28 protein-coding genes, 3 tRNA genes and 1 rRNA gene are annotated in these 25964 nt (G+C 70.7%); 16 read left to right on the top strand and 16 right to left on the bottom strand.

Annotated elements, in window-relative coordinates; translation table 11 throughout:
• A 16S ribosomal RNA gene (locus tag APR03_RS11920) occupies positions 1–139 on the bottom strand; the annotation flags it as partial.
• An 834-nt stretch (positions 140–973) separates the two neighbouring features.
• Between APR03_RS11920 and APR03_RS11925 the strand changes: the two genes are divergently transcribed.
• Positions 974–1156, top strand: a complete 183-nt coding sequence (locus tag APR03_RS11925) for a hypothetical protein (RefSeq protein WP_253835932.1) — start codon at positions 974–976, stop codon at positions 1154–1156.
• Positions 1157–1721: 565 nt separating this feature from the next.
• Here the strand turns inward: APR03_RS11925 and APR03_RS11930 are convergent.
• From APR03_RS11930 to APR03_RS11945, 4 genes are all read right to left on the bottom strand, one after another.
• Positions 1722–2147: a hypothetical protein gene (locus APR03_RS11930; protein WP_253835933.1), complete on the bottom strand. Its 426-nt coding sequence runs from the start codon at positions 2145–2147 to the stop codon at positions 1722–1724.
• A gap of 211 nt (positions 2148–2358) precedes the next feature.
• A complete protein-coding gene (locus tag APR03_RS11935) occupies positions 2359–2613 on the bottom strand; it encodes a DUF8617 domain-containing protein (RefSeq protein WP_253835934.1) in 255 nt (84 codons plus the stop codon).
• A gap of 50 nt (positions 2614–2663) precedes the next feature.
• Positions 2664–3464: a hypothetical protein gene (locus APR03_RS11940; RefSeq protein ID WP_253835935.1), complete on the bottom strand. Its 801-nt coding sequence runs from the start codon at positions 3462–3464 to the stop codon at positions 2664–2666.
• A complete protein-coding gene (locus APR03_RS11945; protein WP_253835936.1) occupies positions 3461–4285 on the bottom strand; it encodes a hypothetical protein in 825 nt (274 codons plus the stop codon). Before APR03_RS11945 ends, APR03_RS11940 begins: the two co-directional genes overlap by 4 nt.
• A gap of 125 nt (positions 4286–4410) precedes the next feature.
• Here APR03_RS11945 and APR03_RS11950 point away from each other — a divergent pair, with 125 nt between their 5' ends.
• The 11 genes from APR03_RS11950 to APR03_RS12000 are packed head-to-tail and all read left to right on the top strand — an operon-like array spanning position 4411 to position 11768.
• Positions 4411–4848, top strand: a complete 438-nt coding sequence (locus APR03_RS11950) for a plasmid replication, integration and excision activator (protein WP_253835937.1) — start codon at positions 4411–4413, stop codon at positions 4846–4848.
• Between the two features lie 3 nt (positions 4849–4851).
• Positions 4852–5265: a hypothetical protein gene (locus APR03_RS11955; RefSeq protein WP_253835939.1), complete on the top strand. Its 414-nt coding sequence runs from the start codon at positions 4852–4854 to the stop codon at positions 5263–5265.
• Entirely contained in the window at positions 5265–5522 is a 258-nt protein-coding gene (locus tag APR03_RS11960) for a hypothetical protein (protein ID WP_253835941.1), read from the top strand. Before APR03_RS11955 ends, APR03_RS11960 begins: the two co-directional genes overlap by 1 nt.
• A complete protein-coding gene (locus APR03_RS11965; protein ID WP_253835943.1) occupies positions 5522–5767 on the top strand; it encodes a hypothetical protein in 246 nt (81 codons plus the stop codon). The genes APR03_RS11960 and APR03_RS11965 overlap by 1 nt, the downstream gene beginning before the upstream one ends.
• Complete coding sequence (locus tag APR03_RS11970) at positions 5767–6012, top strand: hypothetical protein (protein WP_253835945.1); 246 nt, start codon at positions 5767–5769, stop codon at positions 6010–6012. The genes APR03_RS11965 and APR03_RS11970 overlap by 1 nt, the downstream gene beginning before the upstream one ends.
• Complete coding sequence (locus tag APR03_RS11975; RefSeq protein WP_253835946.1) at positions 6009–7658, top strand: FtsK/SpoIIIE domain-containing protein; 1650 nt, start codon at positions 6009–6011, stop codon at positions 7656–7658. Before APR03_RS11970 ends, APR03_RS11975 begins: the two co-directional genes overlap by 4 nt.
• 2 nt (positions 7659–7660) lie before the next feature.
• Entirely contained in the window at positions 7661–8359 is a 699-nt protein-coding gene (locus tag APR03_RS11980) for a DUF2637 domain-containing protein (protein ID WP_253835947.1), read from the top strand.
• Positions 8356–8751, top strand: a complete 396-nt coding sequence (locus tag APR03_RS11985) for a WhiB family transcriptional regulator (RefSeq protein ID WP_253835948.1) — start codon at positions 8356–8358, stop codon at positions 8749–8751. The genes APR03_RS11980 and APR03_RS11985 overlap by 4 nt, the downstream gene beginning before the upstream one ends.
• Positions 8748–10313, top strand: coding sequence for a replication initiator (locus tag APR03_RS11990; protein WP_253835949.1), 1566 nt, complete (start codon positions 8748–8750; stop codon positions 10311–10313). Before APR03_RS11985 ends, APR03_RS11990 begins: the two co-directional genes overlap by 4 nt.
• Before the next feature lie 34 nt (positions 10314–10347).
• Complete coding sequence (locus APR03_RS11995) at positions 10348–10545, top strand: helix-turn-helix transcriptional regulator (RefSeq protein WP_253835950.1); 198 nt, start codon at positions 10348–10350, stop codon at positions 10543–10545.
• Positions 10542–11768 carry a tyrosine-type recombinase/integrase gene (locus tag APR03_RS12000; RefSeq protein WP_253835951.1) on the top strand — a complete coding sequence of 409 codons (1227 nt, stop codon included), beginning with the start codon at positions 10542–10544 and terminating at the stop codon, positions 11766–11768. The genes APR03_RS11995 and APR03_RS12000 overlap by 4 nt, the downstream gene beginning before the upstream one ends.
• 97 nt (positions 11769–11865) lie before the next feature.
• Here the strand turns inward: APR03_RS12000 and APR03_RS12005 are convergent.
• Positions 11866–11938, bottom strand: a tRNA-Arg gene (locus APR03_RS12005).
• A 184-nt stretch (positions 11939–12122) separates the two neighbouring features.
• A tRNA-Ser gene (locus APR03_RS12010) sits at positions 12123–12214 on the bottom strand.
• 172 nt (positions 12215–12386) lie between these two features.
• Between APR03_RS12010 and APR03_RS12015 the strand changes: the two genes are divergently transcribed.
• Positions 12387–14099 carry a GMC oxidoreductase gene (locus APR03_RS12015; protein ID WP_253835953.1) on the top strand — a complete coding sequence of 571 codons (1713 nt, stop codon included), beginning with the start codon at positions 12387–12389 and terminating at the stop codon, positions 14097–14099.
• Here APR03_RS12015 and APR03_RS12020 read toward each other — a convergent pair.
• Entirely contained in the window at positions 14092–14685 is a 594-nt protein-coding gene (locus APR03_RS12020; protein ID WP_253835955.1) for a TetR/AcrR family transcriptional regulator, read from the bottom strand. The genes APR03_RS12015 and APR03_RS12020 overlap by 8 nt on opposite strands.
• Positions 14686–14745: 60 nt before the next feature.
• Between APR03_RS12020 and APR03_RS12025 the strand changes: the two genes are divergently transcribed.
• On the top strand, positions 14746–15645 hold the full coding sequence (locus tag APR03_RS12025) for an oxidoreductase (RefSeq protein ID WP_253835956.1): 900 nt from the start codon (positions 14746–14748) through the stop codon (positions 15643–15645).
• Between the two features lie 67 nt (positions 15646–15712).
• Here APR03_RS12025 and APR03_RS12030 read toward each other — a convergent pair.
• The 5 genes from APR03_RS12030 to APR03_RS12050 form a co-directional block, all read right to left on the bottom strand.
• Positions 15713–15797 (bottom strand) — tRNA-Ser (locus APR03_RS12030).
• Between the two features lie 122 nt (positions 15798–15919).
• Entirely contained in the window at positions 15920–16639 is a 720-nt protein-coding gene (locus APR03_RS12035; RefSeq protein ID WP_253836323.1) for a GTP-binding protein, read from the bottom strand.
• Between the two features lie 91 nt (positions 16640–16730).
• The gene (locus APR03_RS12040; RefSeq protein WP_119141442.1) at positions 16731–17141 is read right to left on the bottom strand and encodes a DUF742 domain-containing protein; all 411 of its coding nucleotides are present in this window, start codon (positions 17139–17141) and stop codon (positions 16731–16733) included.
• A 10-nt stretch (positions 17142–17151) separates the two neighbouring features.
• Positions 17152–17601 carry a roadblock/LC7 domain-containing protein gene (locus APR03_RS12045; RefSeq protein ID WP_020017525.1) on the bottom strand — a complete coding sequence of 150 codons (450 nt, stop codon included), beginning with the start codon at positions 17599–17601 and terminating at the stop codon, positions 17152–17154.
• 40 nt (positions 17602–17641) lie between these two features.
• A complete protein-coding gene (locus tag APR03_RS12050; protein WP_253835957.1) occupies positions 17642–21712 on the bottom strand; it encodes a HAMP domain-containing sensor histidine kinase in 4071 nt (1356 codons plus the stop codon).
• Positions 21713–21854: 142 nt separating this feature from the next.
• Here APR03_RS12050 and APR03_RS12055 point away from each other — a divergent pair, with 142 nt between their 5' ends.
• Together APR03_RS12055 and APR03_RS12060 are read left to right on the top strand one after the other, a co-directional pair.
• Complete coding sequence (locus tag APR03_RS12055) at positions 21855–22832, top strand: NAD(P)H-quinone oxidoreductase (protein WP_253835958.1); 978 nt, start codon at positions 21855–21857, stop codon at positions 22830–22832.
• A 94-nt stretch (positions 22833–22926) separates the two neighbouring features.
• Positions 22927–23562, top strand: coding sequence for a bacterial proteasome activator family protein (locus tag APR03_RS12060; protein ID WP_253835959.1), 636 nt, complete (start codon positions 22927–22929; stop codon positions 23560–23562).
• A gap of 47 nt (positions 23563–23609) precedes the next feature.
• Here APR03_RS12060 and APR03_RS12065 read toward each other — a convergent pair whose 3' ends face one another.
• The 3 genes from APR03_RS12065 to APR03_RS25245 all read right to left on the bottom strand — a co-directional run bounded on the left by APR03_RS12065 (position 23610) and on the right by APR03_RS25245 (position 25923).
• Positions 23610–24728: a hypothetical protein gene (locus APR03_RS12065; protein WP_253835960.1), complete on the bottom strand. Its 1119-nt coding sequence runs from the start codon at positions 24726–24728 to the stop codon at positions 23610–23612.
• Positions 24729–24827: 99 nt separating this feature from the next.
• A complete protein-coding gene (gene dcd, locus APR03_RS12070) occupies positions 24828–25403 on the bottom strand; it encodes a dCTP deaminase (protein WP_253835961.1) in 576 nt (191 codons plus the stop codon).
• Positions 25404–25482: 79 nt separating this feature from the next.
• Positions 25483–25923: a TM2 domain-containing protein gene (locus APR03_RS25245; protein ID WP_253835962.1), complete on the bottom strand. Its 441-nt coding sequence runs from the start codon at positions 25921–25923 to the stop codon at positions 25483–25485.
• Between the last annotated feature and the right edge of the window lie 41 nt (positions 25924–25964).

Genomic DNA, 25964 nt, shown 5'->3' on the forward strand with positions numbered 1-25964 from the left:
AAGTGAGGGGCAGGTTGCTCACGTGTTACTCACCCGTTCGCCACTGATCCACCCAGCAAGCTGGGCTTCACCGTTCGACTTGCATGTGTTAAGCACGCCGCCAGCGTTCGTCCTGAGCCAGGATCAAACTCTCCGTAAAAGAGAAACATCCACACACACAACATGCGTGCGAACAATGATACTGGCCAGACCACAACCAAACTGGCATGATCCGATCCAAAAACAAGACCCCCGTCCAACCCGCACGCACCCGACCGGGCACGCCACGAAGCCAACGAGAGCCATAAAATTTGGCATTGACTATCAAGCACACTGTTGAGTTCTCAAACAACCGACGCACACCGTTGCAGTCATCATCCTCTGGATGCTGACCCCATCCGGGGCAACCTCTTCAACTTACCAGACTCGAATCCGTCCCGCAAACTCGCTGTTCGTGATGAACAAGGTGCTGCGAGGGATCCTCATCCGATTCCCGCAGAGCAAGGTCAATCGCTCTGCATCAGAGATGGGATCCAGCCCCGGCGCGGCCACTCGGTCCGTTTCCGGCCCCTCGTGTCCGTCGGCCCGTCGGGCTGACATCCAGAACATTACGTCAGGCGACGGGGTGCGTCAAAGCCGGGAGCCGTGACGGCGGCCACAGAGGGCCTGTTCACCAGCAGTTTTTCCAAGGAGGCATCAGGTCGGGGAGGTCCCGAGGCCTTCTCGGCAGCGCGTGAACGGTCAGCAGGCGGCCGGTTGGCCGCATACAGACCAAGAACTCTCCCGCGGGGGCATGTCTTCGTAATCTTTGATTCAGATTTCGCCAACCGACGTCGTGGGTCGTGCGGCGGCGGCGTCGCGGGTCCGGCGCCCGGCCGGCTGCGCCCCCGGGCCGCCGGCGCGTCGGGTGGGCGTGCGCCGAGGGCCGCGCCGGCACACTCGATCACCCGTGTCACCGTTGCGCCCGGAGAGCGTGGGGTGCGACCGTGCGGCGGTGAGGACGACCGACAGCCCGCGACGGGGCTTCTGGTATCAGGTGGGCAGACCGTTCCGCGCCCTCGGGCGCGGCATCGGGCACGTGCTGGAGGTCCTGGACCTCATCGGGCTCGTCGTCAGGATCGTCCGCGGCCTCGTATGGCTCGTCCGCGCCGTCGGGCGGCTGGTCTCCGACTGGTGACCGCACCGGTCGCTGGGGGCCGGCTGCCCGAACCCGGGCAACAAGAAAGCCCCTCACCTGGCGTCTGCCTGGTGAGGGGCTGCTGTGCGCCCGAAGGGATTCGAACCCCCAACCTTCTGATCCGTAGGGACTCGCAGGAGGTGCGATCCGCATGCTTCTGCGGGTCCGTTGACCCGGAACGCCCGGGAAATTGGTGCTCGCGCGAGGGTTCGGCGGAATTTGGCGGGGAACCTGACGGGGACTCGGTCACTCGGCCGGGCGGGTCTGTGACCCAACATGCTCCTGCTTCGGGGTCCCTGTTCCTCCGTCATCCGTTGGCGCGGGGCACGTCTCGGACGTCGGTTCTGCCGGTAGCGCAACAGGTCCCGCTCATCAGGTCCGGTGCGTTGGTGCTGGGGGTCGGCGGGACCTGTTGCGCTGGCGGCGGGTTCGGTGTCAGGGTCCCGGTCAAGCCAATGGATGACGGAGGGACAGGGGCACCGCGGCTCCCCTGATCCTCTTGATTCCCGGGTGCCCGCCGGAGGCACTTCGGAAGAGCTGCAAAGCGTGCGCGGCGGCGGTGGCGTCACACCTTGTAGTCAGGCATTGGGTTGCGTCGATAGGTCTCAGAAAGAGCGGAGGTCGCCCCGGCGGCAGACCGGACGATCTCGCGACGCCACCGAGCAAGGAGGTCTCGGAGGGTCTCAACTTCGAGGAACTGCCCTTCGATGTCATCGCCGTCATACTCGTTGCGCGCCTCGACTCGACCAGCCTTCAGACGCATCAGGGTGGCATTGCCCCAGGTGAAAGGGCGATCGCTGCCCGACGCGAGGGCGGAGTCCAGCGTTCCCAGCGCGACGTCGACCCAGTAGGTCGACGGACCGTTTCCCACGGCGCCCCGGGGTGGCCGGGACGAGACGCAGTCGTTCAGGGCCTCGGTGAAAAGCGTCCACTCCGGGCCGAGATCGATGTCCACCTGTCCGTCCTCGCGTTGCGGGAAGCGCGCGTCCATTGGCACACGGTCCCACATCCGTGGCCGATAGACGGTCTCGACTACTGGAGTCGGGACCGTCTTCGTCATGTTCCGGGCCGGTAGGCCGTCGGGGTGCGGTGGGGTGCGCGCAGGGCGCGAAGCGCCCGGAGCGCGGGGCCCCATCGCGGGCCCCCGCCGGCCGGACGGCCCAGCGCCGCGCAGCGGCGCCTTGAGCCAGTAAAGAAAGTCCTCACGAGGCTGCGACATCGGGCGCCGTGGGCGAGTACAGAGACGGACTCTGGTCCATGCCGTTCCAGTAGACCCAGAGGTGCCCGCTCTCAGGACAGCGGAACATCAACGGAGACACCTGGTAAACCTCGTCCGCGTCTGCGCTATCGAAGAGCCGGTCGAAGTCCCCGTCGGAAACCATGCTCCATTGATACGGGTGTGGAATCTCGCCGCTCGTTCGGATGATGTAGCCACACACGCAGTAGAACTTGGCCATGCCCCGTCCTTGTTCAGCGTCGAAGTCGGTGGAGGAGAGGTGTGCATGGGTCACGCGAGCGGGACGCACACGAGGGTCTTGTCGTCGTGGAGCTTCGCACGGGGCCAGCGTTGCCCGCCGGGGTCGGTGGACTCGGCTTCGTGGATGCGCTGGAGAACGTGGGCAGGGCCGTGCTGGCGGGCCTCGTCGTAGAGGTCATGCCAAGTCGTAGCTTCGGGGTGGCGTGCAGGGTCGACGCCGTCGCTTGCGAGCACGAGCGCTGAAACTCCAGCTCGGCCCTCGACGCTCGTTATCCCGTGGCGTGCGGCTTCCGGGTGGGCTCCGGCGATCCAGTAGCCTTCGGGCCGGTTGCATCGTCGGGCCTGCTCGGCTTGTAGGTCGAGCATTAGGGCACGGTGACCTTTGTCGTATCCGTGCCCCTCGGCCAGGCGCTTTCTATAGGCGGCCCGCTCGTTGACGGCGACGGCGTCCAGGCGGTCATCGGTGTGAACGGCCTCGGTGCCGTCCGCGTAGAAGATGACGCCGTAGCTGTCGCCCAGCATGTACGTCTCGACCGTGTCGTTCGACCAGCGGGCCAGAGCGACCGTGCTGGTGGGTGTGGTCTCGGCGGTTAGCCCGTGGGCGTCGCGGACTGCGCGTATCGCCTCCTCCACGGCACCCGCGAGGGAGCCGCCTTGCGGCACCGTCTTCTCGATGGCGTCCGCGAGCTGTTCCGCGTACCAACCTGGGTCGTGGGACCGGTCTCCGGCTACGGAGGTCGCCCCGTCGAGCACTGCGGCGAACCTCTCTCCAATGACGTAGCGGTCTTGGTTGCGGGATGCACCGGCAAGTGTTGCGGCGAGTGTCTTCACGAGTGAACCTTCGGCCCCCATAGCGCTTCGGTTTCGGTCACAGTCAGGTCGTCGAAGGTGCTCGCAACGACGAGCGAGAACGGCCGTTCGTTCACGGCGTCGAACAGGTCATCGAGGTTGCGTCGGAGGTACTCCACGGCACCGATCGACCCGAGCGCGTGTACGCCTGCAACGACGAGCACCTGCCGGTTGTTGCGGGTAAGGCGCGCCACGTAGGCGATGTCCCGCGTCTTGTCACCGATGTCATCCCACGGCGAGACGAACACTTCACCGGTCTGCCGATCGGTGATGACCCATCGGCCCTCGCTGTTCGGCTCGAACGACAGATAAGGATCGGACTGGATCGCCTCGGCCGTGACGTGAGAAGACTTCGGGCCGCAGATCGCCACCGCATCGGCGGGCGGCTCCCATTCGCCGCTGGGCGGGATCTCAAAGGAGCGCGGCTGGTGTCCGAGGAGCACAAGCAGTTCTGCCATTGCATCCGCTGCTGCCTGGTCTTCGGCGGCGATGACGCCGAGCGGCCGTTCATCGAGTGCACGCCGAGGAATTGCCACCGTGACCGGGCCGACGCCGAAGAACGCTCGGGCGACCGGAGGGGCGCTCTTTCGGATCTGTGTGATCCGGCCCTTGGTGATCCCGCTCGCCTTCGCGATATCTGTGTATGAGCGACCCTCAGCGTACGCGCGGTCGATGGCGGCCTTGCGGAGGCGAGCGAGCTCGGCGCTCCGGTTCTTGTAGACGTCGATGAGTTCGGTGGCGCGCTGCGCCTGACGGAGAGGGTCTTTCTCCGCCCTGGTCTGCTCGAACTCGTCGACGTTCATGGTTCCCAAGTTTAGACCCCTTGACGGGAGGGTCCGCGAGGCCTATCTTCATGTTTAGGCCCCTCAACTTCGACGGGTTCACGCGACGGGTCGTTGTTTAGGCCCCTCAACACCAGGAGACAACCATGGCGATGCAGCGACGGTTTGCAGTGGCTCACGAGGACGTGTTCCCCAAGGGCGCGTTCCTGAAGGGCGAGGTCGAGGCGGTGCAGGACTTCCAGGCCGACAAGCGCCCGGACGGGTCGCGGCCTCAGCAGCGGGACAAGGACACCGGCCTTCTGCTGTGGCAGGTGGTGGTCCTGGACGCGGACGAGGAGGCGGGCAAGAAGGACACCGCCGTCACGGTGAAGATCGCGGCCCCGCACCAGCCGGTCCCGCCGGAGAACAAGACGCCGTTCCCCTGGACGCCGATCGAGTTCGTGGGCCTGACGGCCCTGCCGTACGTGGACGACAACGGCACCCGGCCGCGCCTGGCGTGGTCGTACAAGGCCGACGACGTGTGCGAGCCCGGCAAGGCCGACGTGCCGACCTCGGCCCGCCCCGACGCCGGCAAGGCGGCCTGACCCATGAGCACCAACAACGTGTCTTCGGGGGTGGCGGGGGCTTCGGTTTCCGCCCCCTCGACGGGGGAGGCTTTGCGGTTCGCGGCGTACGTCGCGGAACTGGTCGGGGATGACCGGATCGTGGCGGTCAACTGGATCACTGACTCGGTGCGGCCGTCGCGCAAGGAGCTGTACGTGACGGTCACCGACACCACGCACGGTGAAACGGTCGCGCACCTGCTCGGCCTCGGCCAGCGGCACGACCTGGAGCCGCATGCGAACGGCAGTCGCATCTCCCGGGAGGGCTTCTCGTCGTGGTCGGGCACGTCCGGCAACGTGCCGGTCTTCCTGTCCGCACCGCTGGCCCTGGGCGGGCTGCCGCACCGCCACTCGAACGACTGGGCCGAGGCTCCGCCGGCTGCGCGAAGGGCCGCGTGATGACCCGGGCGGAGTCGATGGCCGCTGCGGCGGTCTACCTCTCGGAGGCCGCGGCTGCCCTGGCGGGTGCTGTCGTGACGTTGGCCCGCCTGGACCTGGACGACGCGGTCGACGTGGTCCGGTCCGTGCAGCGACCGGTCGAGGCCCTGTCCCAGGAAATCAGTTCCGCGGCCTGGGCCGCGCACCGGGCCGAGCGCCCCGAGTTCTACGACGAGTCCGGCCGCTTCGTCGGCCCCTACGGGAAGGGAAAGAACTGATGCCACTGGACGAGACCACACGGCAGGTCAACAAGCGCGCGGTCGATGCGCTCGAGGAAGCCGAGTACCGCCTGAACGAGGCGAACTTCAACGTCCTCGGGGCGGTCCAGCCGCTGCAGGACCTGAGCCGGTACACCAACGCCCATGACGCGGCCCTGGAAGAGCTGCGGGCCGTGTCTGCCCGGATCGGTGCCGCGCGTGAGGACGTGTCGCGTCGCCTGACTGCTGAGAGCGAGGACCAGTGATGTTCAACCGACGGATCACGAAGAAGGACTACCCCGACCTTCTCAACGAGATGGGTAACGACCTGGAGCACACCCAGGTCATGGTCACGCGGATGCAGGACTGGGTCACCGATACCGGTCTGGATCAGGACCTCGCTCAGGCCCTCGGTAGTGCCGCTGCGGCGGTCAAGGACGCGCACGACGCCGCCCATCACGCCTGGCGCCGGGTCAGCGACGAGATCGAGAAGGAGGGACGGGACCGATGAACGCCACGACGGCGCCGAACACCAGCCTGCGTGCCCGCCTGGACGCCCGAGTCGCCTCGGCCCGCGCCACGGTCCGCGCCTCCACCGTGGGGCGTCCTGGGTGGTCCGGTAAGGCATGGCGGGTCGCCGCCCAGATCGCCTACCGGGACTGGATGTTCACCCGGGCCCTGACCGTGTGGGCTGCCCGGCACTGGGTGCCGACCGTGCTCGGCGTCGTCGTCTCGGTCGGCTGGTGGGGTGTTCTCACCCTGGCCGAGGTCCCCGGGGACCGGATCACCTGGCCGCTGTTGGCGCTGCTGGTGTTCTGGTCTCCGGGCCTGGCGGTCGCCCTGTTCGCGATGATCGCCCCGGCCCGGTACCGGCGTCGGGTCCACGCGCACAAGATGGCCGCGTACTGGCCCGAGGTCGCCCGCTCCTGCTCCCTCTACCGCACCGAGCCGGACGGCACCGTGACCGTGTCCCGGCTGCGGCACGTCTCGCACCAGCCCGGCGCGGTCGTGCTGCGGGTCGAGACGTTCCCCGGCCAGACCCCGGACACCCTGCACCGCGCCGCCCCCGCCGTCGCGTCGGCGTACCGGGCGCACGGGTTCGAAGTCATGCCGGTCAAGCCCGGTGTCCTGGACCTGGCCCTGTTCACGACGTACCGCATCGCCCCCGTGATGGCCCGGATGCCGGTGCCGGAGGGTGCCAACCCGGACGCCCTGCCGGTGGGCCTGGCTCGGACGGGTCATGTCGCGGAGATGGTCGTGCGCGGCCGTCACACCCTCGTCGTGGGTGCCACGGGGGCGGGTAAGGGGTCGGTGTTGTGGTCGGTCATCGGTGGTCTCGCCCCCGCGATCCACGACGGCACCGTGTCTGCGTGGGGTCTGGACCTCAAGGGCGGCGTCGAGCTGGAGATGGGCCGCGCCCTGTTCGGCCGCGTCGCCTACACCGCCGACGACGCCATCGAGGTCCTGCGGGCCCTGATGCGGGTGATCGACCGGCGCAAGGAGTCCATGCGCGGCGTCTCCCGTCTGCACGTGCCGACGTCGGCGGATCCGCTGCACGTCCTGATGATCGACGAACTGGCCGACCTGATGGCCTACAGCGAGTTCGACGTACGCCGCGAGGCTGATCGGCTGATGTCCAAGATCCTGACCCAGGGTCGCGCCCTCGGTGTCGTGGTCGTGGCCTGCGTACAAAACCCCAGGCAGGAGGCTGTCGGGCAGCGCAACCTCTACCCCCAGAAGATCGCCCTCCGCCTCGACTCCGATGTGGAGTCAGACATGGTGCTGGGCCCGGCCGCACTCCAGGCTCCGGCCCACGAGATCTCCCGCTCGGACCCGGGCACCGGGTACCTGGTTCGGGAGGACGGCGCACCGGTGATGGTCCGGTTCGCGTACTGGCCCGACGAACTCATCCGAGAGGTCGCCATCCGGTACGCCGCGCCGGCCTCCCACTCCGCCCCGGAGCCTCGGGATGGTGCCGACGCCGCCAATGCCTGGGCTGCTGCGGCTCGACGCACCACGAACGACAACGCGGGCAAGCCCACCAACGAGGACGCCCCCGCGCCTCGCACCCGCAAGCCCCGCGCACCGCGCAAGCCCCGCGCACCTCGTGCGCCCCGCCCGGCCGCTCCTGCGGCTGCTGACTCTGAGGAGGTCTGATCATGAACCGCACCACCCGCACCGCTGGGCCTGTGGCCCGGATCGCGGCCGACTCCCGGCCCGTGCTCGTCTTCACCGTCGTCCTAACCCTCGCCGTCGCCCTCGCCTCGTTCGCGCTGTCCTTCGCCTCGCTGCGGGACGCTGCATTGTGGGGCCGGGTGCCCGAGGCCCTCGCGTTCCTCGTGCCCGTCGTCATCGATGCCTCGGTGCTCGTCTACGGCCTCGTGGCCCTGGTGCTCCGTGCTCGCGGACGCTCCAGCGCGTGGGCCTGGACCCTGATGTTCGGATTCACCGTCGTGTCCATCGGCGCCAACGCCGCCCACGCCTACGACGTCGGCCCCGAACTGCGCACCATCGTCGGCGTCGTCCTGGTCGCCCTCGCACCCCTGTCCGTGCTCACCTCGACCCACGCGCTCGCCTCCCTCGTGGTCGCAGACCGGCCCGCCGCCGAGACAAAGCCCGAGCCCGCGCCGGTCCCTGAGGTGGCCGAGGTCGCCCCGGAGCCGGTGGCCGTGATCGAGCCTGCTCCCGTCGTCGAGCCGGAGCCCGCGCCGGTCCCTGAGCCTGCGCCGGCCGAATCGCCCACCCCGGCGGCTGCTCCTGCGCCGGCTGCCCGTCGTCCTCGTCTGGGGCGGGTCCGTCCGATCACTCAGGATGCCCTGGACCTGCCCGGCCTGAACATGGCGAGGGCCGAAGCATGATCGCCACCGCCGACCAGATCCGCGACGCGCTCTGCGCCCGTGACGAGTACCGCGGCCTGCCGTGGATCAGTGAGACCACCTCGCCCGCCCAGCGTGCCGCCATGGCCCGTGTCTGCGCCTCCTGCCCCGTCCTGGCTACCTGCGCCGCTGAGGCCGCTACGACGCCCACCACGGCCGGGTTCTGGGCCGGGCAGGACCACACCGCCCGCGACTACCCCGTCCAGGGCGTCCTGGACCTCGACCTGGGCGAGAAGGGTCGCCGCGAGGTACCTGCCGGTGAGGTCGCGGACCTCGGTGACGGGTGGGTCCTGGTCGACCCCCGGGAGTACCCCGAGCTCGACGGCACGACCCGCGTGGGTGGCCTGCTGGCCAAGGTCCGGAACGCCGCATGAACAGCGCACTGACGTTCTCCGGCTTCGGGGAGCACGCACCGTTGGAGGTCGGCCCGGGCGCTCTGGGGTTCGCTACCCAGTCCGCCCGTGGCCGCACCTTCCGCTCGGCCCTGGACGCGTTCGCGGACACCGCCGCGGCTGTCGGCTACTGCTCCCACCCGATCCGCCTCAACGGGTCCTCCATGACCGTGGACACCACGACCGGTGAAGTCGTCAGCGAGTACCACTCGGCCGACGCCCCCATGGGGCAGCTCTACCGGCCATGCGGCAACCGGCGTGCCGACATCTGCCCGGCCTGCTCGCGCGTCTACGCCCGCGACACCTTCGCGATGATCCGATCCGGCCTCCTCGGCGGCAAGACCGTCCCCGAGACCGTGGCAGACGCCCCGCTCGTGTTCGCGACCCTGACCGCTCCCTCGTTCGGGCACGTGCACGGCATCCGCAAGAGGGATGGACACAAGACCGGCGGGACCTGCCGCCCCTTCGACCGGGCCAAGGTCTGCGAGCACGGCCGGTCCAAGTCCTGCATGCGCGTCCACACCGAAAACGAACCCATCGTTGGGGCTCCGCTGTGCTGGGACTGCTACGACTGGGACACCGCCATCGTCTGGCAGTGGCACGCCCCGGAGCTCTGGCGCCGGTTCACCATCGCTCTGCGCCGCGCTCTGGCCGTGCACCTGGGCCTCAAGGACACCGAACTCAAGCACGCGCTCTCCGTGCAGTACGCCAAGGTCGCGGAGTACCAGGCGCGCGGGTCCGTCCACTTCCACGCCCTGATCCGCCTGGACGGTCCCGACGGTCCGGGGTCGATGGCTCCCGTGGACGGGGACACCCTGAAAGGCCTGATCGAGTCCGCCGCCCTCGGGGTGGAGTACGTAGCTGTTCCGGTCGATGGTGCCGACGTGCCGCGCAAACTGGCCTTCGGGGTCCAGGTTGATACGCGGACCGTGAGCACTGGCCTGCCGGGCAGCGTCGCCGACGAAGCACACTCCACCGACACCCTGAGCCCTGAGCAGGTCGCGGGGTATCTGGCGAAGTACGCGACCAAGTCCACCGACGTGGACCCGGCCGCACCTCGAGCTCACCTCTCGCGCCTGATCCGGCAGTGCCGTCGCCTGGCCGACCGCGCCGCCACCGCCTGCCGCCTGCCCGGGTACGAGCCGGAGGAGGACGAGGACGGGTGCGTGTGTGGGGAGTGCATCAACTCGCCGTACCGGCTGCTGGCGAAGTGGGCGCACATGCTCGGCTTCCGGGGCCACTTCTCGTCCAAGTCCCGCCGCTACTCCGTCACTCTCGGCCGCCTGCGCACTGCTCGTGCTCGGTTCGCGCGGCTGGCTGCTGAGGCGGAGCGGGCTGGGGAGCCGCTGGACGTGGCCGACCTGGAACGCCGGCTCCTGGCCGACGACGAGGAAACCACGCTCGTCGTCGAGGGCTCCTGGACCTACTCGGGGACCGGGTGGGCCAGCAACGGCGAGAAGGAGCTTGCTGAGGCTGCTGCAGCTCGTGCCCGTGAGTACGCGCAGTGGAAGGCAGGACAGAAGAATCCGGCCCGCGCGGCCTGACAACAACTTGGTGGATGTGGAAGGGGAAGCACTGATGAGCCAGAACGACAAGATCCTGACGCAGGCCGAGGTGGCCGCGATTCTCCGTGTGCCGGAGAGCACCCTGCAAGACCTCGCCCGGCGTGGGCACCGATCGATCCCGAAGGCATGGAAGGTCGGTCGTGCCTGGCGCTGGCTCGCCTCCGACGTGGACGCCTTCATTGCCTCGCGCGGTCAGCAGGTGGCGGCATGAGCGTCACGAAGCGTGTCTATGAGTACACCGACAAGGACGGCGTGATGCGAACCCGTGAGGTCTGGCGGGCTCGGGTCTGGACGTACCCGCCCCACGGTCCGCGTAGGGAGATCGAGGATGAGTTCACGACCTGGAAGGAGGCCAAGAAGTGGGAGGGGGAACAGCGCGCCAAGGCTCGCGGGCGGAACGTCGACCTGGAGCGCACGACCCTTGCGGCTTCGGGTCTGTGGGAGCGGGCTGAGCCGGTCCTGCGTCGTCGGCTGGCTCCGCGCACGTTCGGCTACTACCGCGAGGGCTGGAACGACCGGGTGCTCAAGACCTTCGGCAACATGAAGGTGGGCGCTATCTCCGTGGGCGACGTCGAGCGGGCACAGGCTGAGTGGGCACGGACAGGCAGCGTGCATGTGGCTCGGCAGGCTCGCTACGCCTTGTCGGCGGTGCTGCGGATCGCGGTCCGGGATGGCCTGCTCCCGGCGAACCCTGCTCGGTCGGCGGAGTCGTCCAAGGCGGAGAAGCGTAAGCGGCAGGAGCGCAAGGTTGGAATGACGCTCACCCCGGCGCAGCTCTCGACGCTGGTCGACGCCATCCGGGACCTGCCGCAGGGTGGCCGGTACGCGGTCATGGTCGATCTGATGGGTTCGGCCGGTCTCCGGTATGGGGAGGCGGCTGCACTCCAGGTGGGTGACCTCGATCTGGCCCGGGGTGTGATGACGGTGCAGCGCAGCGTCTCGGAGATGACCAAGGACGACGCGGGCGACCTGGCGCCGGGGTACTGGCGTGAGGGCAACCTGGTGTGGGGTCCGCCCAAGGGCGGCAAGAACCGAGTCGTGCCGGTCCCCAAGCACCTCGTAGAGCCACTGCGTGACCTGACACTGGGTCAGCGCCGTACGGCTCAGGTTTTCCGGTCTGAGCGCACCGGGTACGTCATCCGGGGCAACGTGCTCAAGACCAAGATGGCTACGGAGACGATGACCACGGAGGGCGCGAAGATGGTGCACGGCTGGGGGCCGTTCGTGGCAAGCCTGGGCTTCGACGGGATGCGGGTGCACGATCTGCGGGCGACGGCGGCGACGAACTACCTGAGCGCTGGGGTTCCTCCGCACGTCGTGCGGGACATCCTCGGGCACGAGGACATCAAGGTCACCAACCTCTACGCACGGGCCCACGATGACGCGCTGAGCCTGGCTGCTGCTGCGCTGAGTGCCTACTCGGGGCGGGCGTGATGGCTACTGTGACGGGGAACCTGACGGGGAACGGCCTTTCTACCCCGGGAAGCAGAAAGGCTCCTCACCCGGCTTTTCGCCTGATGAGGAGCCACTGTGCGCCCGGAGGGATTCGAACCCCCAACCTTCTGATCCGTAGTCAGATGCTCTATCCGTTGAGCTACGGGCGCGTGCTGTACTGCGAACTTCCGTGCCGCCGTTCGTGCGGGCGACCGACGAGAACACTACCGCTTGTTCGGCGCGGACCCAAACTCAAAACCGCGCTTCCCGGGGAGAACTCCGTCACAGCCACCGGCTCCGACGTGCTGCTCCGACAGAAAAGGCCCCGGGCGTCACGCGCGGCCGGGACCTTCCTGGCGGAGACGGAGGGATTTGAACCCTCGAACGGGTTGCCCCGTTACCACCTTAGCAGGGTGGCGCACTAGACCTGACTATGCGACGTCTCCTCGCGGCGTCCTGACCCAGGCAGGGCGGTGCCGCGCGGCCCAGGCTACCTGCCCCACGCCGGACTGAGCAAAGCGGAAGGTCGATCGCCCGTCCGGCCCGGTCAGGATCCCCGCCATCCTGCGGTTCGGCCGCGATATTTCACCTGGCGTCAATAGCGGGTACATTCGCGCCATGGACTACGACGTCTTGGTCATCGGCTCCGGCTTCGGCGGCAGCGTCGCCGCCCTGCGCCTCACCGAGAAGGGCTACCGCGTCGGTGTGCTCGAGGCAGGCCGCAGGTTCGAGGACCACGAGTTCGCGAAGAACTCCTGGCACCTCCGCCAGTTCCTGTGGGCCCCCGCGCTCGGCTGCTACGGGATCCAGCGGGTGCGTCTGCTGCGCAACGTCCTGTGCCTCACCGGCGCAGGGGTCGGCGGCGGGTCGCTGGTCTACGCGAACACCCTGTACCGCCCCCTGGACCCGTTCTACGCGGACCCGGCGTGGGCGCACATCACCGACTGGAAGACCGAGCTCGCGCCGTACTACGACCAGGCGGAGCGCATGCTCGGCGTGGTCCGGTACCACGGCCGCTCGCCGGCCGACGAAGTCGTCCGGGAGGTCGCGGAGGACATGGGCGTGGGCGACACGTTCCGGCCCACCCGCGTCGGCGTCTGGTTCGGTCCGGGCGGCGCGGAGTCACCGTCCCCGGGCTGCCGGTCGGCGGACCCCTTCTTCGGCGGGGTCGGCCCCGAGCGCTCCGGGTGCACCGAGTGCGGCGAGTGCATGACGGGCTGCCGCCACGGGGCCAAGAACACCCTGGTCAAGAACTACCTCTACCTCGCGGAGCGCGCAGGCGCCGCGGTGCACCCGCTGACCACCGCCGACGTCGTGCGGCCGCTGCCGGACGGCGGGTACGAGGTCCGCGCGCACCGCACGGGCCGCAGATGGTCGGGCCGGCGCACCTTCACCGCGCGGCAGGTCGTGTTCGGCGCCGGCACGCTCGGGACGCAGCGGCTGCTGCACGCGATGAAGGACTCCGGGACGCTGCCGCGGCTGTCCGCGCGGCTCGGGCACCTCACCCGCACCAACTCGGAGGCGTTGCTGGGCGCGATGACACGGCGGGTCGGGTCGACCGACTACTCCCGCGGGGTGGCCATCACGTCGTCGTTCTACCCGAACGAGAGCACCCACATCGAGCCGGTGCGCTACGGGCACGGCTCCAACGTCATGGCCGCCCTCCAGCACATCCTGGTCGACGGCGGGCCGTTCCGGTTCCTGCGGTGGTTCGGCGAGATGGGCAGGAACGTACGGTGGCTGCCCGTGCTGATGGACTGGCGGCGCTGGTCCGAGCGAACCGTCATCGCGCTGGTCATGCAGGCCCAGGACAACTCGCTCGTCACGCTGACCCGCCGCTCGCCGTTCGGCCGCTACATGACCTCTCGGCAAGGGACCGGATCGCCCAACCCGAGCTGGATCCCCGAGGGCCACGAGGCGGTGCGCCGCATGGCCGACAAGCTCGGGGACGACGGCGTCGAGGGCATCCCCGGCGGGACCATCGGCGACCCGTTCAACATCCCGCTCACGGCGCACATCCTCGGGGGCTGCGCGATCGGGTCGGACGCTCAGGACGGTGTCGTCGACGCCTACCTGCGCGTGTTCGGCCACGAGGGCCTGCACGTCATGGACGGATCGGCCGTGACGGCGAACCTCGGCGTGAACCCGTCGCTCACCATCACCGCGCAGGCGGAGCGCGCGTGCGCGCTGTGGCCCAACGCCGGCGAGCCCGACGCCCGTCCGGCGCTCGGCGGCGGCTACGCGCCGGTCCGGCCGGTGCGCCCCGTCGCGCCCGTGGTGCCCGAGGCGGCGCCGGCCGCACTCCGCCTGCCCATCGTCGGGATCAGCTAGCGGCGGCGGACCCGGTCCCGTAGCGGGCCACGGCCTCGTCGACCAGGCCGTCGAGCTGGTCGGCGGCGACCACGCCGCAGCTGGCCAGGCCCGCGATGCCCTGCAGCGTCGCGAGGAAGAGCGTTCCGGTGCGTTCTGCCTCCCCCGGCGCGCGCCGTGCCCGGGCCTGGTCGCGCCGGAAGACGTCCAGCAGGGGCGTGAAGGCCTCGGTGGCGCGCGCCTCGACGAGCGGTCCGTCGCCGCCTCGCCCGTGCGCGTACATCAGCTCCAGCAGGTTCGCCTCGCTGACGGCGAAGGCGACGTACACGTCGGCGATGGCGCGTACCTGGTCGCCGAACGTCGGCGCCGACTCCACGGCCTCCCGCAGGCGCAGGCCGAGACGGGCGAACCCGTCGGCGGCGAGAGCGTCGAGCAGCGCCTGCCGGTCGGCGAAGTAGCGGCGGGGCGCGGCGTGGGAGACACCGATGTCGGCCGTGACCTCCCGGAGCGAGAGGCTCGCCGCACCGCGCTCGCGCAGCACCTCGGCGGCCCGGTCCAGCACGGCCTGGCGCAGGTTGCCGTGGTGATAGGGGCGCGCCGACGTCATCCCGTCAGCATACGGAAGTATCCGTTGACAACATAGTTGTCACTGGATACATTGCCTGGCATGGCTGTCCTCCCCTCCCCCGCGCACATCCCTGACCAGACCGGCCGGACCGCGATCGTCACCGGTGGCGGCAGCGGCATCGGCCGGGCCACGGCCGCCGCCCTCGCGGCCAAGGGGGCGCGCGTCGTCCTCGCCGTCCGCGACCAGGACAAGGGCCGTGCCGCCGCCGCCGGCATGGCCGGCCGGGTCGAGGTGCGTCCGCTGGATCTCGCCTCGCTCTCCTCGGTCCGTGCGTTCGCCCGGGACCTGGACGGCCCGGTGGACCTCCTCGTCAACAACGCCGGGATCATGAGCGGCACGCTCCGGCACACCGAGGACGGCTTCGAGCTCCAGCTCGGGACGAACCACCTCGGGCACTTCGCGCTGACGAACCTGCTCCTGGACCGCGTCGTGGGCCGGGTCGTGACGGTGACGTCCACCGCGTACCGGTCGACGTACCTCGACGTCGACGACCCGCACTGGGAGCGGCGACCCTACCGCCCGTTCCCCGCGTACGGGCAGTCCAAGCTGGCCAACCTGCTGTTCACCGTGGAGCTGCAACGCAGGCTGTCGGCGGCGGGTTCGTCCGTGCTGGCGACCGCCGCGCACCCGGGCTGGGCCGCGACAGGGTTCCGGATCACCAGCGGGAACCGGCTCTTCGACCGGTTCATGGCGGTGAGCGCGCCGCTGGTCGCACACGGCCCGGAGGGTGGCTCGCTGCCCACCCTGCTCGCCGCGGTGGGCGACGTCCCGGGCGGCAGCCTCGCCGGCCCGAGCCGCTTCGGCGTGCGCGGCCCGGCCACGGTGGCCGACGCCGCGCCCCTCGCCGACGACGCCGCGGTCGCCGCGCAGCTGTGGGCCCTCTCGGAGCGCCTGACGGGTACGCGGTTCCCCGAGGCCACCCGGCCGGCCACCCCCTGACCCGGGGGACCTGGCCGGGAACGACGACGACGCGGGACATCGTGGATGTCCCGCGTCGTCGGACGTGCGGAGGGCGAGGGATTCGAACCCCCGGTGCGTTGCCGCACAACGGTTTTCAAGACCGTCACATTAGGCCGCTCTGTCAGCCCTCCTCGCGCCGGGCACCCGCCGGGTGCGGCAGGACGGCGCGGCCATACAGTCTAGCCCCGGCTCATACAGCGACGGCGGGCCGCCCTCGAGGTGGCCCGCCGTCCGCGAAGTGCTGGAGAGTGACTCAGCCCTGCGCCTGTGCGCCCGACCGGAGCTGGCGCATCGCGAGCTGGACCAGCGCGATGAGGGTCTGCTTGGTCGCCGCGCGGGACCGTGCGTCCGTGTAGAGCATCGGCACGTGGGACGGGATCTGCAGCGCCTCGCGAACGTCCTCGAGCCGGTGCTTGGCCACACCGTCGAAGCAGTTCACGCCCACGACGAACGGGATGTTGCGGGACTCGAAGTAGTCGATCGCCGGGAAGCACTGCTCCAAGCGGTCCGTGTCGACCAGGACGACGGCGCCGATCGCGCCGCGCACCAGGTCGTCCCACATGAAGAGGAAGCGGTCCTGGCCGGGCGTGCCGAACAGGTACAGCCACAGGTTGCCCGGCAGCTCGACACGGCCGAAGTCCATGGCCACCGTGGTGGTGGTCTTGCGGTCGGTGACGCCACCGGCGTCGTCCACGCCGACCGAGTGCTCGGTCATGGCCGCCTCGGTGTTCAGCGGCTCGACGTCGGAGATCGAGCCGATGAACGTCGTCTTGCCGACGGCGAAGCCACCCGCGACGACGATCTTGACGACCGTGGGCGCGGTGCGCTCGGAGGCGGGCTGCGCGCCCGGAGCGGCCTGTGCACCGGCGTTGCCGGTGGGCGCCTGCTGCATCACCGGCGGCGCGGGCTGGGTCTGCGCCGGCCGGGACGCCTGCGCGGTGGGCGCAGGAGCGCCACCGCCACCACCGAGCACGCTCTGGCGCGCAGGCGCGTTCGAGGAGGCCGTCGCGGTGCCGGCGTTACCCGAGACCGGGGCCCAGTTGGGGCCGCTGCGGGCCCCGCCGTCAGAGGGCGGAAATGCCATTCAGAACACTCTCCAAGACGCTCAGCGACAGGCCCGAGTTCGAGCTGCCGTGGCCTGTGTGGACGTTAACCGGTGTCGAGGTGTGCACGGTGACGTGCCCTTCCTCCTGCATGTCCGCCACAAGGATCCGGACGACACCCAGGGGCAGCCGCAAGAGGGCCGAGAGCTCGGCGATCGACACGTACGTGTGCGCGGCGTGCTGGAGGATCGCGCGCTTCTCGGGCGGCAGGCCGTAGCTGCTGACCGCGCCGGGAAGAACCTCCACGAGGGCCTCGAGCGGCAGGTCGGACAGCTCCGACCGCACCCGGCCTCCGGTGACCGCGTAGGGGCGCACGGTGGACGTCTCGCGGACGTCCCCCTGCCCCTGGGAACCGAAAGGTGCGTACGTCATGGTCGAGTCCTCATCCCACGCTGGCGGCTCGGGTCTGCCCATCGACCGGGAGGCTGCCCCGCATCTCCGAGATCAGCTGCGGCGTGAGCGTGGCCTCGGTGCGGGACACCAGGAGGGCCATCTCGTAGCCGATCAGGCCGATGTCGCAGGTGGCCTCCGCGACCACGCCGAGCACGGACCCGTTCGAGACGTTCATCAGGAAAAGGAACCCGTTGTCCATCTCGATGATCGCCTGACGGACATTACCGCCGTTGAGCTGCCGAGAGGCTCCACGCGTAAGACTTGACATACCCGAGACGATCGCCGCCAGCTGGTCGCCGCTGGTGCGGTCGAGCTGGTCGGACATCGCCATGAGCAGGCCGTCTGCCGATACGACGAGCGTGTGCCGGCTGCCGGGAACGGTACGCACGAAGTTGTCGAGCAGCCACCCGAAATTCGTTGCTTCGGTGCTGAGGGTCACTCTCTGTTCCTCCTAGTCAGAATCCACAGACGCGTTTTGGTCACCGCGACTGCGGCGCTGAGTCAGGGACATGATTCACGGTCGAGGGTGCCCACGTCGAGTCCCCATCGCCCTTCTTGCCGTTCTCGTGCTCCGACTTGCCCTCGTCGATCGACTCCGACCGGCCACGCGCGGTGGCCGACTGGAACGCCGAGAGACGCGAGCGAAGCTGCTCGGGGTCACGATCGATGCGAGCTGAGAGGCGCTCGACAGTGGGGTCCGCACCGGTGCCGGAGGCACCACGCGTGCGGCGGGTCAGTCCGCCGCTGACGCCCTCGGTGCTGACGGATGCCGGGCGGTACGAGTCGTCCTCCTTCACATCATCTTCCTGGAATGCCCCCCGCCGAAGCAGGCTCGTCATCTCCTCGTAGAGAACCGCCGAGGCCGTCCACTCCGACCGAGCCTCCACCGAGTCCCGCACGTACTCCGGGTCCAGTGGGTCCTTGCCGTCGCCGTCGGTACCGGCGGCACGCTTGGCCAGCGGCGCAGGCGAGCCGTACGTCGGGTCGTACACAGCGCCGGTCGGGTACGGCTCGCTGAACTCGCGGGCCGGAGCCGGGGCCGACTGCTGCGCGGTCGCCATCGGCACGGCCTGGGTGGCCGGGGCCGACGCGAACGAGGTGGGCGCCTGCCGCTGCGGAGCGGGCGCCGGCGCCGGGGCGGCCGCGCGGGGCGCGGCGTCCACGAACGGGTTGGAGGCCTGCGCCGGGGGCGCCGACTGCGCGGGCACCGGCACGGTGCCACCGGCAGGCGCGCTGGGCACGGTCGACACCGCGGAGGTCATGGCCTCCTGGACCGCCCGCTGGTACCCCTCCTGGTAGCCCCGCTGGTAGGTCGGGTCCTCGACCGAGGGCGCCGGGGCAGGAGCCGCCGGGGCCTGGGCCGGGAACGCGCCGGTGGGCGGAGCAGCGGGGGTACGGACAGCCTGCGGCCGGCTCAGCGCCTCGAAGTTCTGCGGCTGGTTCGGCACGTAGAAGTCCTGCGGCTGGCTCGCCGCCGCCTGGAAGCTCTGCGTCTCGACGCTCGGCGCGGGCACGACCGGTGCGCCGTAGCTCGGCACCCCCGAGACGGGACCGCTCACCGTCTGGATCGGACGCGACGCCGGACGCTCCTGCGGCTGGTAGGCACGCAGCTCGCCCGTGGCGGGCTGGCCCGGACGGCGACCGAAGAGACCCCGCTTCGGGGCCGGCTTGGCACCCTGCTGGGACGGCGTCGAGCGGCGGCTCGGGAGGTCCGCCATGAGCTCCTCGAACGCGGGCAGCGCCTCGAAGGACGAGTCGGGCCCCTCGGGGGCCTCCGCTCCGAAGCCCTGCGACTGGCCGCCGTCGCCCGGGTACGACCGGCCGAAGCTCTGGGCCGGAGCCGGGCTCTGCCCGCCGCCCGCGGCCGGGAACCGCATGACGTCCGTGTCCGACATCCCCGGCAGCGCGGCCGGGTCCTGGGTCACGGGGTCGAGCTGCAGCGACTGGGTGCCACCGGCGTCCGCCGGGTCGATGGTGCTCAGCGAGCGGAAGCTCGAGAAGAGCGCGCTGCGCTGGTCCACGTCCACCGCGGCGGGCGTGGTGTCCTCGAAGACCGGGGTGACCGGCTCCGCCGGCTGCGGCGCCCGCTGCCGGCTCGGGAGCGAGCTGCCCTCGGACACGTTCGACGGCGGGGCCCAGGCGTTGTCGTCGCCCTGGTACTCCTGCGGGAGCGACGGCGTCTGGATCTCGGGGAGCACGATCGAGCCGGTCGGCGTGGTCTCGGCGGTCGGCTGGGCGGCCGTCGAGCTGCGACGCCGGGCCAGGCCGAGCGCCGTCGTGCCGTCCGTGAGGGACTCGATGTCCACCGGCTGGGCGACCGGGGCGGGCTGTGCCGCGAAGGCGGCGGCCGCGATCTGCGACGTGCCGGTCGGGACCGGCATGCCGCCCTGCTGCGGCACCGACGTCGTGGCGGGCGAGGCCGCCGTCACGCCGGACGAGCCGAAGGCGTTGGCGGCCGCACCGCGCATCGCACCGGTGCCGGGGCCGGTGGCCACGCCACCGTTGAACTGCGACGCGGCCTGCTGGGTGTTGGCCTCCAGCGGGTCCGTCGGCATCGGCAGCGGCATCGCGTTGTCCGGCATGAACAGCACCGCCGGGAAGCGGACCGTCACCTCGGTACCGGTGCCGCCCTCGCCGACGCCGAACGCCACCTGGGCGCCGAGCCGGTCGGACAGGCGGCCGACCACGTAGAGGCCGAGGCGCTGCGCACCGACGGCGTCGGACGCCGCGTGGCTGTGCACCTTGCGGTTCGCCTCGGCGATCTCCTCGGGGTTCATGCCAAGGCCGTGGTCGCGGACCACGACAGTCACGAACTGCTCGTCGCGTGCCGTGGTGACCTCCACCGGCGTGTGCGGCTCGGAGAACATCGTCGCGTTCTCGAGGAGCTCGGCCAGCAGGTGCGCCGCGTTCAGCGCGTTGTGGCCCAGCATCATCGGGTCGACGACGAGGTTCAGGCGCACCCGGTCGTACAGCTCGATCTCGGACGACGCCGTACGGATCACGTCGGAGACCGGCATGGGCTGGCGCACGCGACGTCCGGAGTCGATGCCCGCGAGAACGAGGAGGGACTCCGCGTTGCGGCGCATACGGGTCGCGAGGTGGTCCAGGCGGAAGAGGTTCGACAGGGTCGACGGGTCTTCCTCGGAACGCTCGAGGTCGTCGAGGAACGCGAGCTGCCGGTTGAGGAGCACCTGGTCGCGGCGGGCCACGTTGACGAACATCTCGGCGATGGACCCGCGGAGGGCCGCCTGCTCGCGGGCCACGTCGATGGTCGTGCGGTTGACGTCGTTGAACGCCGCGGCGAGCTGTCCGATCTCGTCGGACGACTCGATGCTGATCGGGTCGAGGTCGATGCTCGGGCCCTGGCCCGGCACCGACACCTGCTCCACCAGGGTGGGGAGGCGGTCGCGGACCACGCCGGCGGCCTGCGTGAGGCGGCGCAGCGGGGAGACCAGGCGACGGGCGATGACGAGGGCCATGATGACCGAGAAGCCGAGGGCCGCGATCGCGACGCCACCGGTGAGGTAGGCGCGGTTGGCCGCGACGTCGGCGCGCTCCTGGGCGAACGCGGCGGTGTCCTCGCGGACGGCGTCGCGGACGATGCGGCTCTCCTCGACCCACTTGGCGGACTCGCCCTGGAAGGCGTCGACCTGGGCGGGCTGGATGGCGGCGAGGTCGCCGCGGGCCACGTAGCCGCGCACCGTGCCGTAGACGCCGTCCATGCCCGGCACCTGGTAGTCACCGGGGATGCGGTCGAACAGGTCCTGCGTGCTGTCCCACTGGCGGTCACCGAGGTTCACCAGGTCGGCACCGCGCAGCGCGAGGGACCGCGAGGCGGCCTCCCTGATCTCCGCCGGGTAGCCGTTGAAGATGCCCAGGGCCAGGCCGACGACCGGACGCTCGTAGGTGTTGGTCAGCATGAGCTGGTCGATGGCGAAGTACGCCTCGAGGCGGGTACCCAGGTCGCGGTCCTCGGAGGTGTCCGCGATGGCGTCCATCACCTCGAGCGCGCCGTCGATGTAGGTGCCGTACGCGTCGGTCGCGACCCGTTCGGTGAGGCGCCCCTCGGAGACCTTCTTCTGCACGTCCGTGATGGCGGCACGGTCCTCGATGGTCTGCGCGACGGCGTCCTTGACGCGCTGGTCCAGCATCGAGATGTCGATGTTCAGCAGCTCTTCGTCGCGGGCGTCGAGAGCCGTGATGGTCTGTGCCTGGGCCGCGGGGGCCGCCCACACGGGCTGGCCGTCCTTCGTGACCGGCTGGCCGTTCTCGTCGAGCTCCGGCGTGCCCTGCAGCAGGGCCAGCCGGGCGCCCGTCCCGGACTCCGAGTCGTCGATCATCGCGACGATGTTGTACGCCCGCTCCTGCGCGAATGCGGTGCCTGCCTGGTCCTGGTACTCGAGCGCGGCGACGAGATCAGCTGTCTGCTGCGCGCGCATCGCGTCGGCCACCGAGAGGCCGATGATGTACGCCGCTGCGATGACCAGGACGACGGCAGGCGTGACCAGAGTCGCAAGAACTTTCCCGCGCACTCCCAACCTGCGGAACATGCGTACCTCTCTCCATCACTGATCCGGAAGGGTGTGGCGTGCGTGGTGCCCGCGCGCATCCCTCGGTGCTGCGTACAAGTTACCGGCACCCGGTTCCCGCTGACGACCCTCGTGAGGCCACACGGAAGTAGGCTTCATCGATGTGCGAGCCGTCACGATATCCGGACCGGGCCCCTCAGGGAAACTCTCCCTTTCAACCCTGAATCACCCGAATGCTGGCCAAAGCGACGTTCTGATCGACGTCGCAGCCGCCGGAGTGAACCGCGCTGACCTGCTTCAACGGGCCGGATACTACCCCCCTCCACCGGGTGCCCCGGACTGGCCAGGGCTGGAGATATCCGGAACAGTCAAGCGTGTCGGACCCGGCGTGTCGCGCTGGCGGGCCGGTGACCGGGTGGTCGCCCTGCTCGAAGGCGGCGGTTACGCGGAGCAGGCCGTGGTCCGCGAGACCCAGGTTCTCCCCGTCCCGGACGGGGTCGACCTGGTCGACGCCGCGGCGCTGCCCGAGGCGGCCTGCACCGTCTGGAACAACCTCGTGGACGTGGGCCGGCTCCGTGCCGGCGAGTGGGTGCTCGTCCACGGCGGCTCCGGCGGCATCGGCACGCTCGCGATCCAGGTGGCCAGGGCGCTGGGCGCGCACGTGGTCGCCACGGCGGGCGGCGCGGAGCGCACGGCGCGCTGCGCCGGGCTCGGTGCGGAGGTCGTGGTCGACCACCGGACGCAGGACTTCGCCGACGAGGTGCTGCGGGCGACGGACGGCCGCGGGGTCGACGTCGTGCTCGACCTGCTCGGCGGGCGGGCGCTGAACGACAACGTCCGTGCGCTGGCCCGCGGCGGCCGCCTCGTCGTGATCGGGATGCAGCAGGGCCGGCGCGGGGAGCTCGACCTGGGCGCGCTGCTCGCGCGGCGCGGCACCGTCACGGGCACGCTGCTGCGGTCCCGTCCGGCGGACGAGAAGGCGCGCATCGTCGCGGACACCGAGCAGCACGTGTGGCCGCTGGTCGCCGCCGGTCGCGTGCGCCCGGTCGTGCACGCACGCATCCCGTTCGACGAGGCGCAGAGCGCGCACGACCTGCTGGAGTCGGGCGAGGCGTTCGGCAAAGTGCTCCTGGTCCCGTGATCAACGCGTGCCTATATATAGGCATGGCCGGTAATTTCGTTCCGGGGCCCGGAAAGCCGTGCGGGCGTCAGCCGATTGGGGCAAGACTGGGTTCATGAGCGACGAGCGAGCGAACCCCCGGCCCGACGAGCGACCCGACCGTCCGGGCGCCGGGCAGCCCACTGTCCACCCCCAGGTCGTGACCCCCGACGGCGCGGCCGTCCCACCGGAGCGCGAACCCGAGGAGGGCGAGGAGGAGAAGGTGGACGAGGCCGAGGCCGTGGTGGGCCAGGTCGAGGAGCCGGCCAAGGTCATGCGCATCGGCGGCATGATCAAGCGGCTGCTCGACGAGGTGCGCGACGCCCCGCTGGACGAGGCGGCCCGCTCCCGCCTGGCAGAGATCCACGAGCGCTCGATCCACGAGCTCGAGGACGGCCTCTCCCCCGACCTGGTCGACGAGCTGCACCGCATCACGCTGCCGTTCACCGACGACTCCGCCCCCTCGGACGCCGAGCTCCGGGTGGCCCAGGCGCAGCTCGTGGGCTGGCTGGAGGGGCTGTTCCACGGCATCCAGACGGCGCTCGTGGCCCAGCAGATGGCTGCCCAGGCGCAGCTCTCGCAGATGCGGCGGGCGCTGCCGCCGGGCAGCGCCGGCTTCGGCCCGGCGGGCCCGGGTGGGCCGGGCGGCCCCACCATGCCGGGCGGCCCGGACGAGGGCGGCGAGCGCAGGACCCCGGGCCAGTACCTCTGACCTGCACCGGCCCGGGCGGACGACGGTGTCCGCCCGGGCGGCGGAGGTCAGAGGTCGGTCGGATCGACCAGGAAGCCGTCCTCGTCGGCGATCTCTCCGCCGGCCGCGCCGTGGATGGCACCGGCGAGGCGCGTCACGAGCTCGGCCGCGCGCTTGCGTGCGACACGCAGCTCCATGGCGGGGAACTCCTGCTGCGACTCCGCCAGGTCGTGCGGTGCCCAGTGCACCCAGTAGCGCACGGCGCCCTGCTCCGCCCACGGCAACCCGCGCAGCAGGCGCGGCAGCTTCTCCTCGCCGCTGATCTCGATCGAGACGATGCCGTCGACGTCGAGCTCGACCACGAGGCCGTAGCCGTCGAGCACGCGCGGACCGGTCAGGGCCTTGATGTCGTAGTCGTCGGCGGCGGCGTGGATGCGCTTGCGCAGGTCGGGGTCCAGCGGGTCGCCCGGGTAGAGCGGCTTGTCGGCGATGCCCTTCGGCGGGCCACCCCACTCCTTGCCCTCCATGTGGAGACGGGTGCGCGGGTGCACCTGGTGCAGGATCGTGTAGGCGGCCTGCGGGTCCAGCCAGACGTCCGAGTACACGGTCATGTCGATGGCGGCGCCGGCGTCCGGGGTGAGGACCACGCCGGCGCCGGGCGGCGCCGTCGGACCCGAGGGGTCCCACAGCCCGCCGACGTCGAGCCGGAGGGATCCGCCCAGCCGCCGGGCGACCGCGACGAGCCACTCGACGAGGCGGCGCTCCTCACGTTCGGGCATGCCCCCGGCAAAGGCCCGGCCGATGCCGTCCCGGTCGCCGCCGCCCGGGAACGGCACCTCGCCGCGCTCCCGGTGGCAGACGATGTCGAAGGCCATCGCCGCGCCCGGCGGGACGCCCAGGTCGAAGCCGTCGCCCGCGGGCTGGTACGGGCCGTTGATCACCGCGTGCCGCGAGATGCGCAGCACGCCGACCTCCTTGCCCTGCGCGCGGCGGCCCTGCGGGGCACCGGCCACGTTGCCCGGGAGGATCCCGGCGGGCACCACGTCCCAGCGGGTGGCGGAGAACCGGGAGAGCGCGAGGACCTCGATCTCGTCCAGCTCCACGTCGCCCGGCACGGTGAGGATGTGCCGGGCCTGGTGTGCCTGCGCGGCCGTGCGAGGCAGGAGCGGGAGCTGGGGAGAGGCCATCGGGGTCCTTTCTGACGTCCGGATCGCCCGGTCCGCCCCGGGCACCCGGAGCCTACCGCCCGCCGACCGCCCCGGGACGCGCCGCCCGGCCCCCGGCCGTCACACCGGGGTGCGGTGGAAGTTCTGCGCGGAGCGGGACGCCGTCGGGCCGCGCTGGCCCTGGTAGCGGGACCCGTACAGGTCGGAACCGTAGGGGTGCTCCGAGGCGGACGAGAGCCTGAAGAAGCAGAGCTGGCCGATCTTCATACCGGGCCAGAGCTTGATCGGCAGGGTCGCCACGTTGCTCAGCTCGAGCGTCACGTGCCCGCTGAAGCCGGGGTCGATGAACCCCGCGGTGGAGTGCGTGAGGAGGCCGAGGCGGCCCAGCGAGGACTTGCCCTCGAGGCGGGCGGCGACGTCGTCGGGCAGCGTGACGGTCTCGTACGTGCTGCCGAGCACGAACTCGCCCGGGTGCAGCACGAACGCCTCGCCGTTGTCCGCCTCCACGAGGCGGGTCAGCTCGGGCTGGTCCGCGGCCGGGTCGATGAACGGGTACTTGTGGTTGTCGAACAGCCGGAAGAACTTGTCGAGGCGCACGTCTATGCTCGACGGCTGCAGCATGGACGTCTCGTACGGGTCGAGGACGACGCGGCCGGCCTCGAGCTCGGCACGGATGTCGCGGTCGGAGAGGAGCACGCGGCTACGGTACTGGGCGCCGCGGGCCGGCGCCCGCCCCGTCCCGGGGGCGGCGCCGGCGGCCGTCAGCGGGACGCCGTCACCACTGCAGCGGGCGGAGCTTGGCGTCGACCGACCAGTACCCCTTGCGCATCACCAGGTAGAGCACGCCCTCGACCGCGCCCCAGATCGCCGGGACGAACCACGCGTTGCCCAGGGACACGGCGGTGATCAGCAGCATGACCCAGCCCAGGCCCTTGTAGCCGAGGTAGAACCGGTGCGCGCCGACCACGCCGAGCAGGATCCCGAGGAGGCCCGCCGTCAGGCGCGACTTGCGCCCGGGGACGTGCTCCACGGGCGGCGTGGGCCGGTCGTAGTCGTACTGCTGCTGGTAGTTGGCCGGAACCTTGGGCGTCCGCAGGGCCCGCGTCTCGCGGGCCGGCGGTGCGGGCGGCTTCGGGGGATCCTGCGGCCGCGGGGGAAGCGGCTTGGTCTCCTGGTAGATCGGCTCGGTCGGCTTCTCGCTGGGATGCTCGCTCACTGCTGCTCCGGCTGCTCGGCGACACTCGCCCGGAACCCGGT

Source organism: Promicromonospora thailandica (genome assembly GCF_024171955.1).
Lineage (GTDB): Bacteria > Actinomycetota > Actinomycetes > Actinomycetales > Cellulomonadaceae > Promicromonospora > Promicromonospora thailandica.

Bases quoted from the DNA above. Each gene is read 5' to 3' on its own strand.
- APR03_RS11930 (WP_253835933.1), bottom strand. From the start codon at position 2,147: ATGGACGCGCGCTTCCCGCAACGCGAGGACGGACAGGTGGACATCGAT.
- APR03_RS11935 (WP_253835934.1), bottom strand. From the start codon at position 2,613: ATGGCCAAGTTCTACTGCGTGTGTGGCTACATCATCCGAACGAGCGGC.
- APR03_RS11945 (WP_253835936.1), bottom strand. From the start codon at position 4,285: ATGAACGTCGACGAGTTCGAGCAGACCAGGGCGGAGAAAGACCCTCTC.
- APR03_RS11950 (WP_253835937.1), top strand. From the start codon at position 4,411: ATGGCGATGCAGCGACGGTTTGCAGTGGCTCACGAGGACGTGTTCCCC.
- APR03_RS11955 (WP_253835939.1), top strand. From the start codon at position 4,852: ATGAGCACCAACAACGTGTCTTCGGGGGTGGCGGGGGCTTCGGTTTCC.
- APR03_RS11960 (WP_253835941.1), top strand. From the start codon at position 5,265: ATGACCCGGGCGGAGTCGATGGCCGCTGCGGCGGTCTACCTCTCGGAG.
- APR03_RS11965 (WP_253835943.1), top strand. From the start codon at position 5,522: ATGCCACTGGACGAGACCACACGGCAGGTCAACAAGCGCGCGGTCGAT.
- APR03_RS11970 (WP_253835945.1), top strand. From the start codon at position 5,767: ATGTTCAACCGACGGATCACGAAGAAGGACTACCCCGACCTTCTCAAC.
- APR03_RS11975 (WP_253835946.1), top strand. From the start codon at position 6,009: ATGAACGCCACGACGGCGCCGAACACCAGCCTGCGTGCCCGCCTGGAC.
- APR03_RS11980 (WP_253835947.1), top strand. From the start codon at position 7,661: ATGAACCGCACCACCCGCACCGCTGGGCCTGTGGCCCGGATCGCGGCC.
- APR03_RS11985 (WP_253835948.1), top strand. From the start codon at position 8,356: ATGATCGCCACCGCCGACCAGATCCGCGACGCGCTCTGCGCCCGTGAC.
- APR03_RS11990 (WP_253835949.1), top strand. From the start codon at position 8,748: ATGAACAGCGCACTGACGTTCTCCGGCTTCGGGGAGCACGCACCGTTG.
- APR03_RS11995 (WP_253835950.1), top strand. From the start codon at position 10,348: ATGAGCCAGAACGACAAGATCCTGACGCAGGCCGAGGTGGCCGCGATT.
- APR03_RS12000 (WP_253835951.1), top strand. From the start codon at position 10,542: ATGAGCGTCACGAAGCGTGTCTATGAGTACACCGACAAGGACGGCGTG.
- APR03_RS12015 (WP_253835953.1), top strand. From the start codon at position 12,387: ATGGACTACGACGTCTTGGTCATCGGCTCCGGCTTCGGCGGCAGCGTC.
- APR03_RS12020 (WP_253835955.1), bottom strand. From the start codon at position 14,685: ATGACGTCGGCGCGCCCCTATCACCACGGCAACCTGCGCCAGGCCGTG.
- APR03_RS12025 (WP_253835956.1), top strand. From the start codon at position 14,746: ATGGCTGTCCTCCCCTCCCCCGCGCACATCCCTGACCAGACCGGCCGG.
- APR03_RS12040 (WP_119141442.1), bottom strand. From the start codon at position 17,141: ATGACGTACGCACCTTTCGGTTCCCAGGGGCAGGGGGACGTCCGCGAG.
- APR03_RS12050 (WP_253835957.1), bottom strand. From the start codon at position 21,712: ATGTTCCGCAGGTTGGGAGTGCGCGGGAAAGTTCTTGCGACTCTGGTC.
- APR03_RS12060 (WP_253835959.1), top strand. From the start codon at position 22,927: ATGAGCGACGAGCGAGCGAACCCCCGGCCCGACGAGCGACCCGACCGT.
- APR03_RS12065 (WP_253835960.1), bottom strand. From the start codon at position 24,728: ATGGCCTCTCCCCAGCTCCCGCTCCTGCCTCGCACGGCCGCGCAGGCA.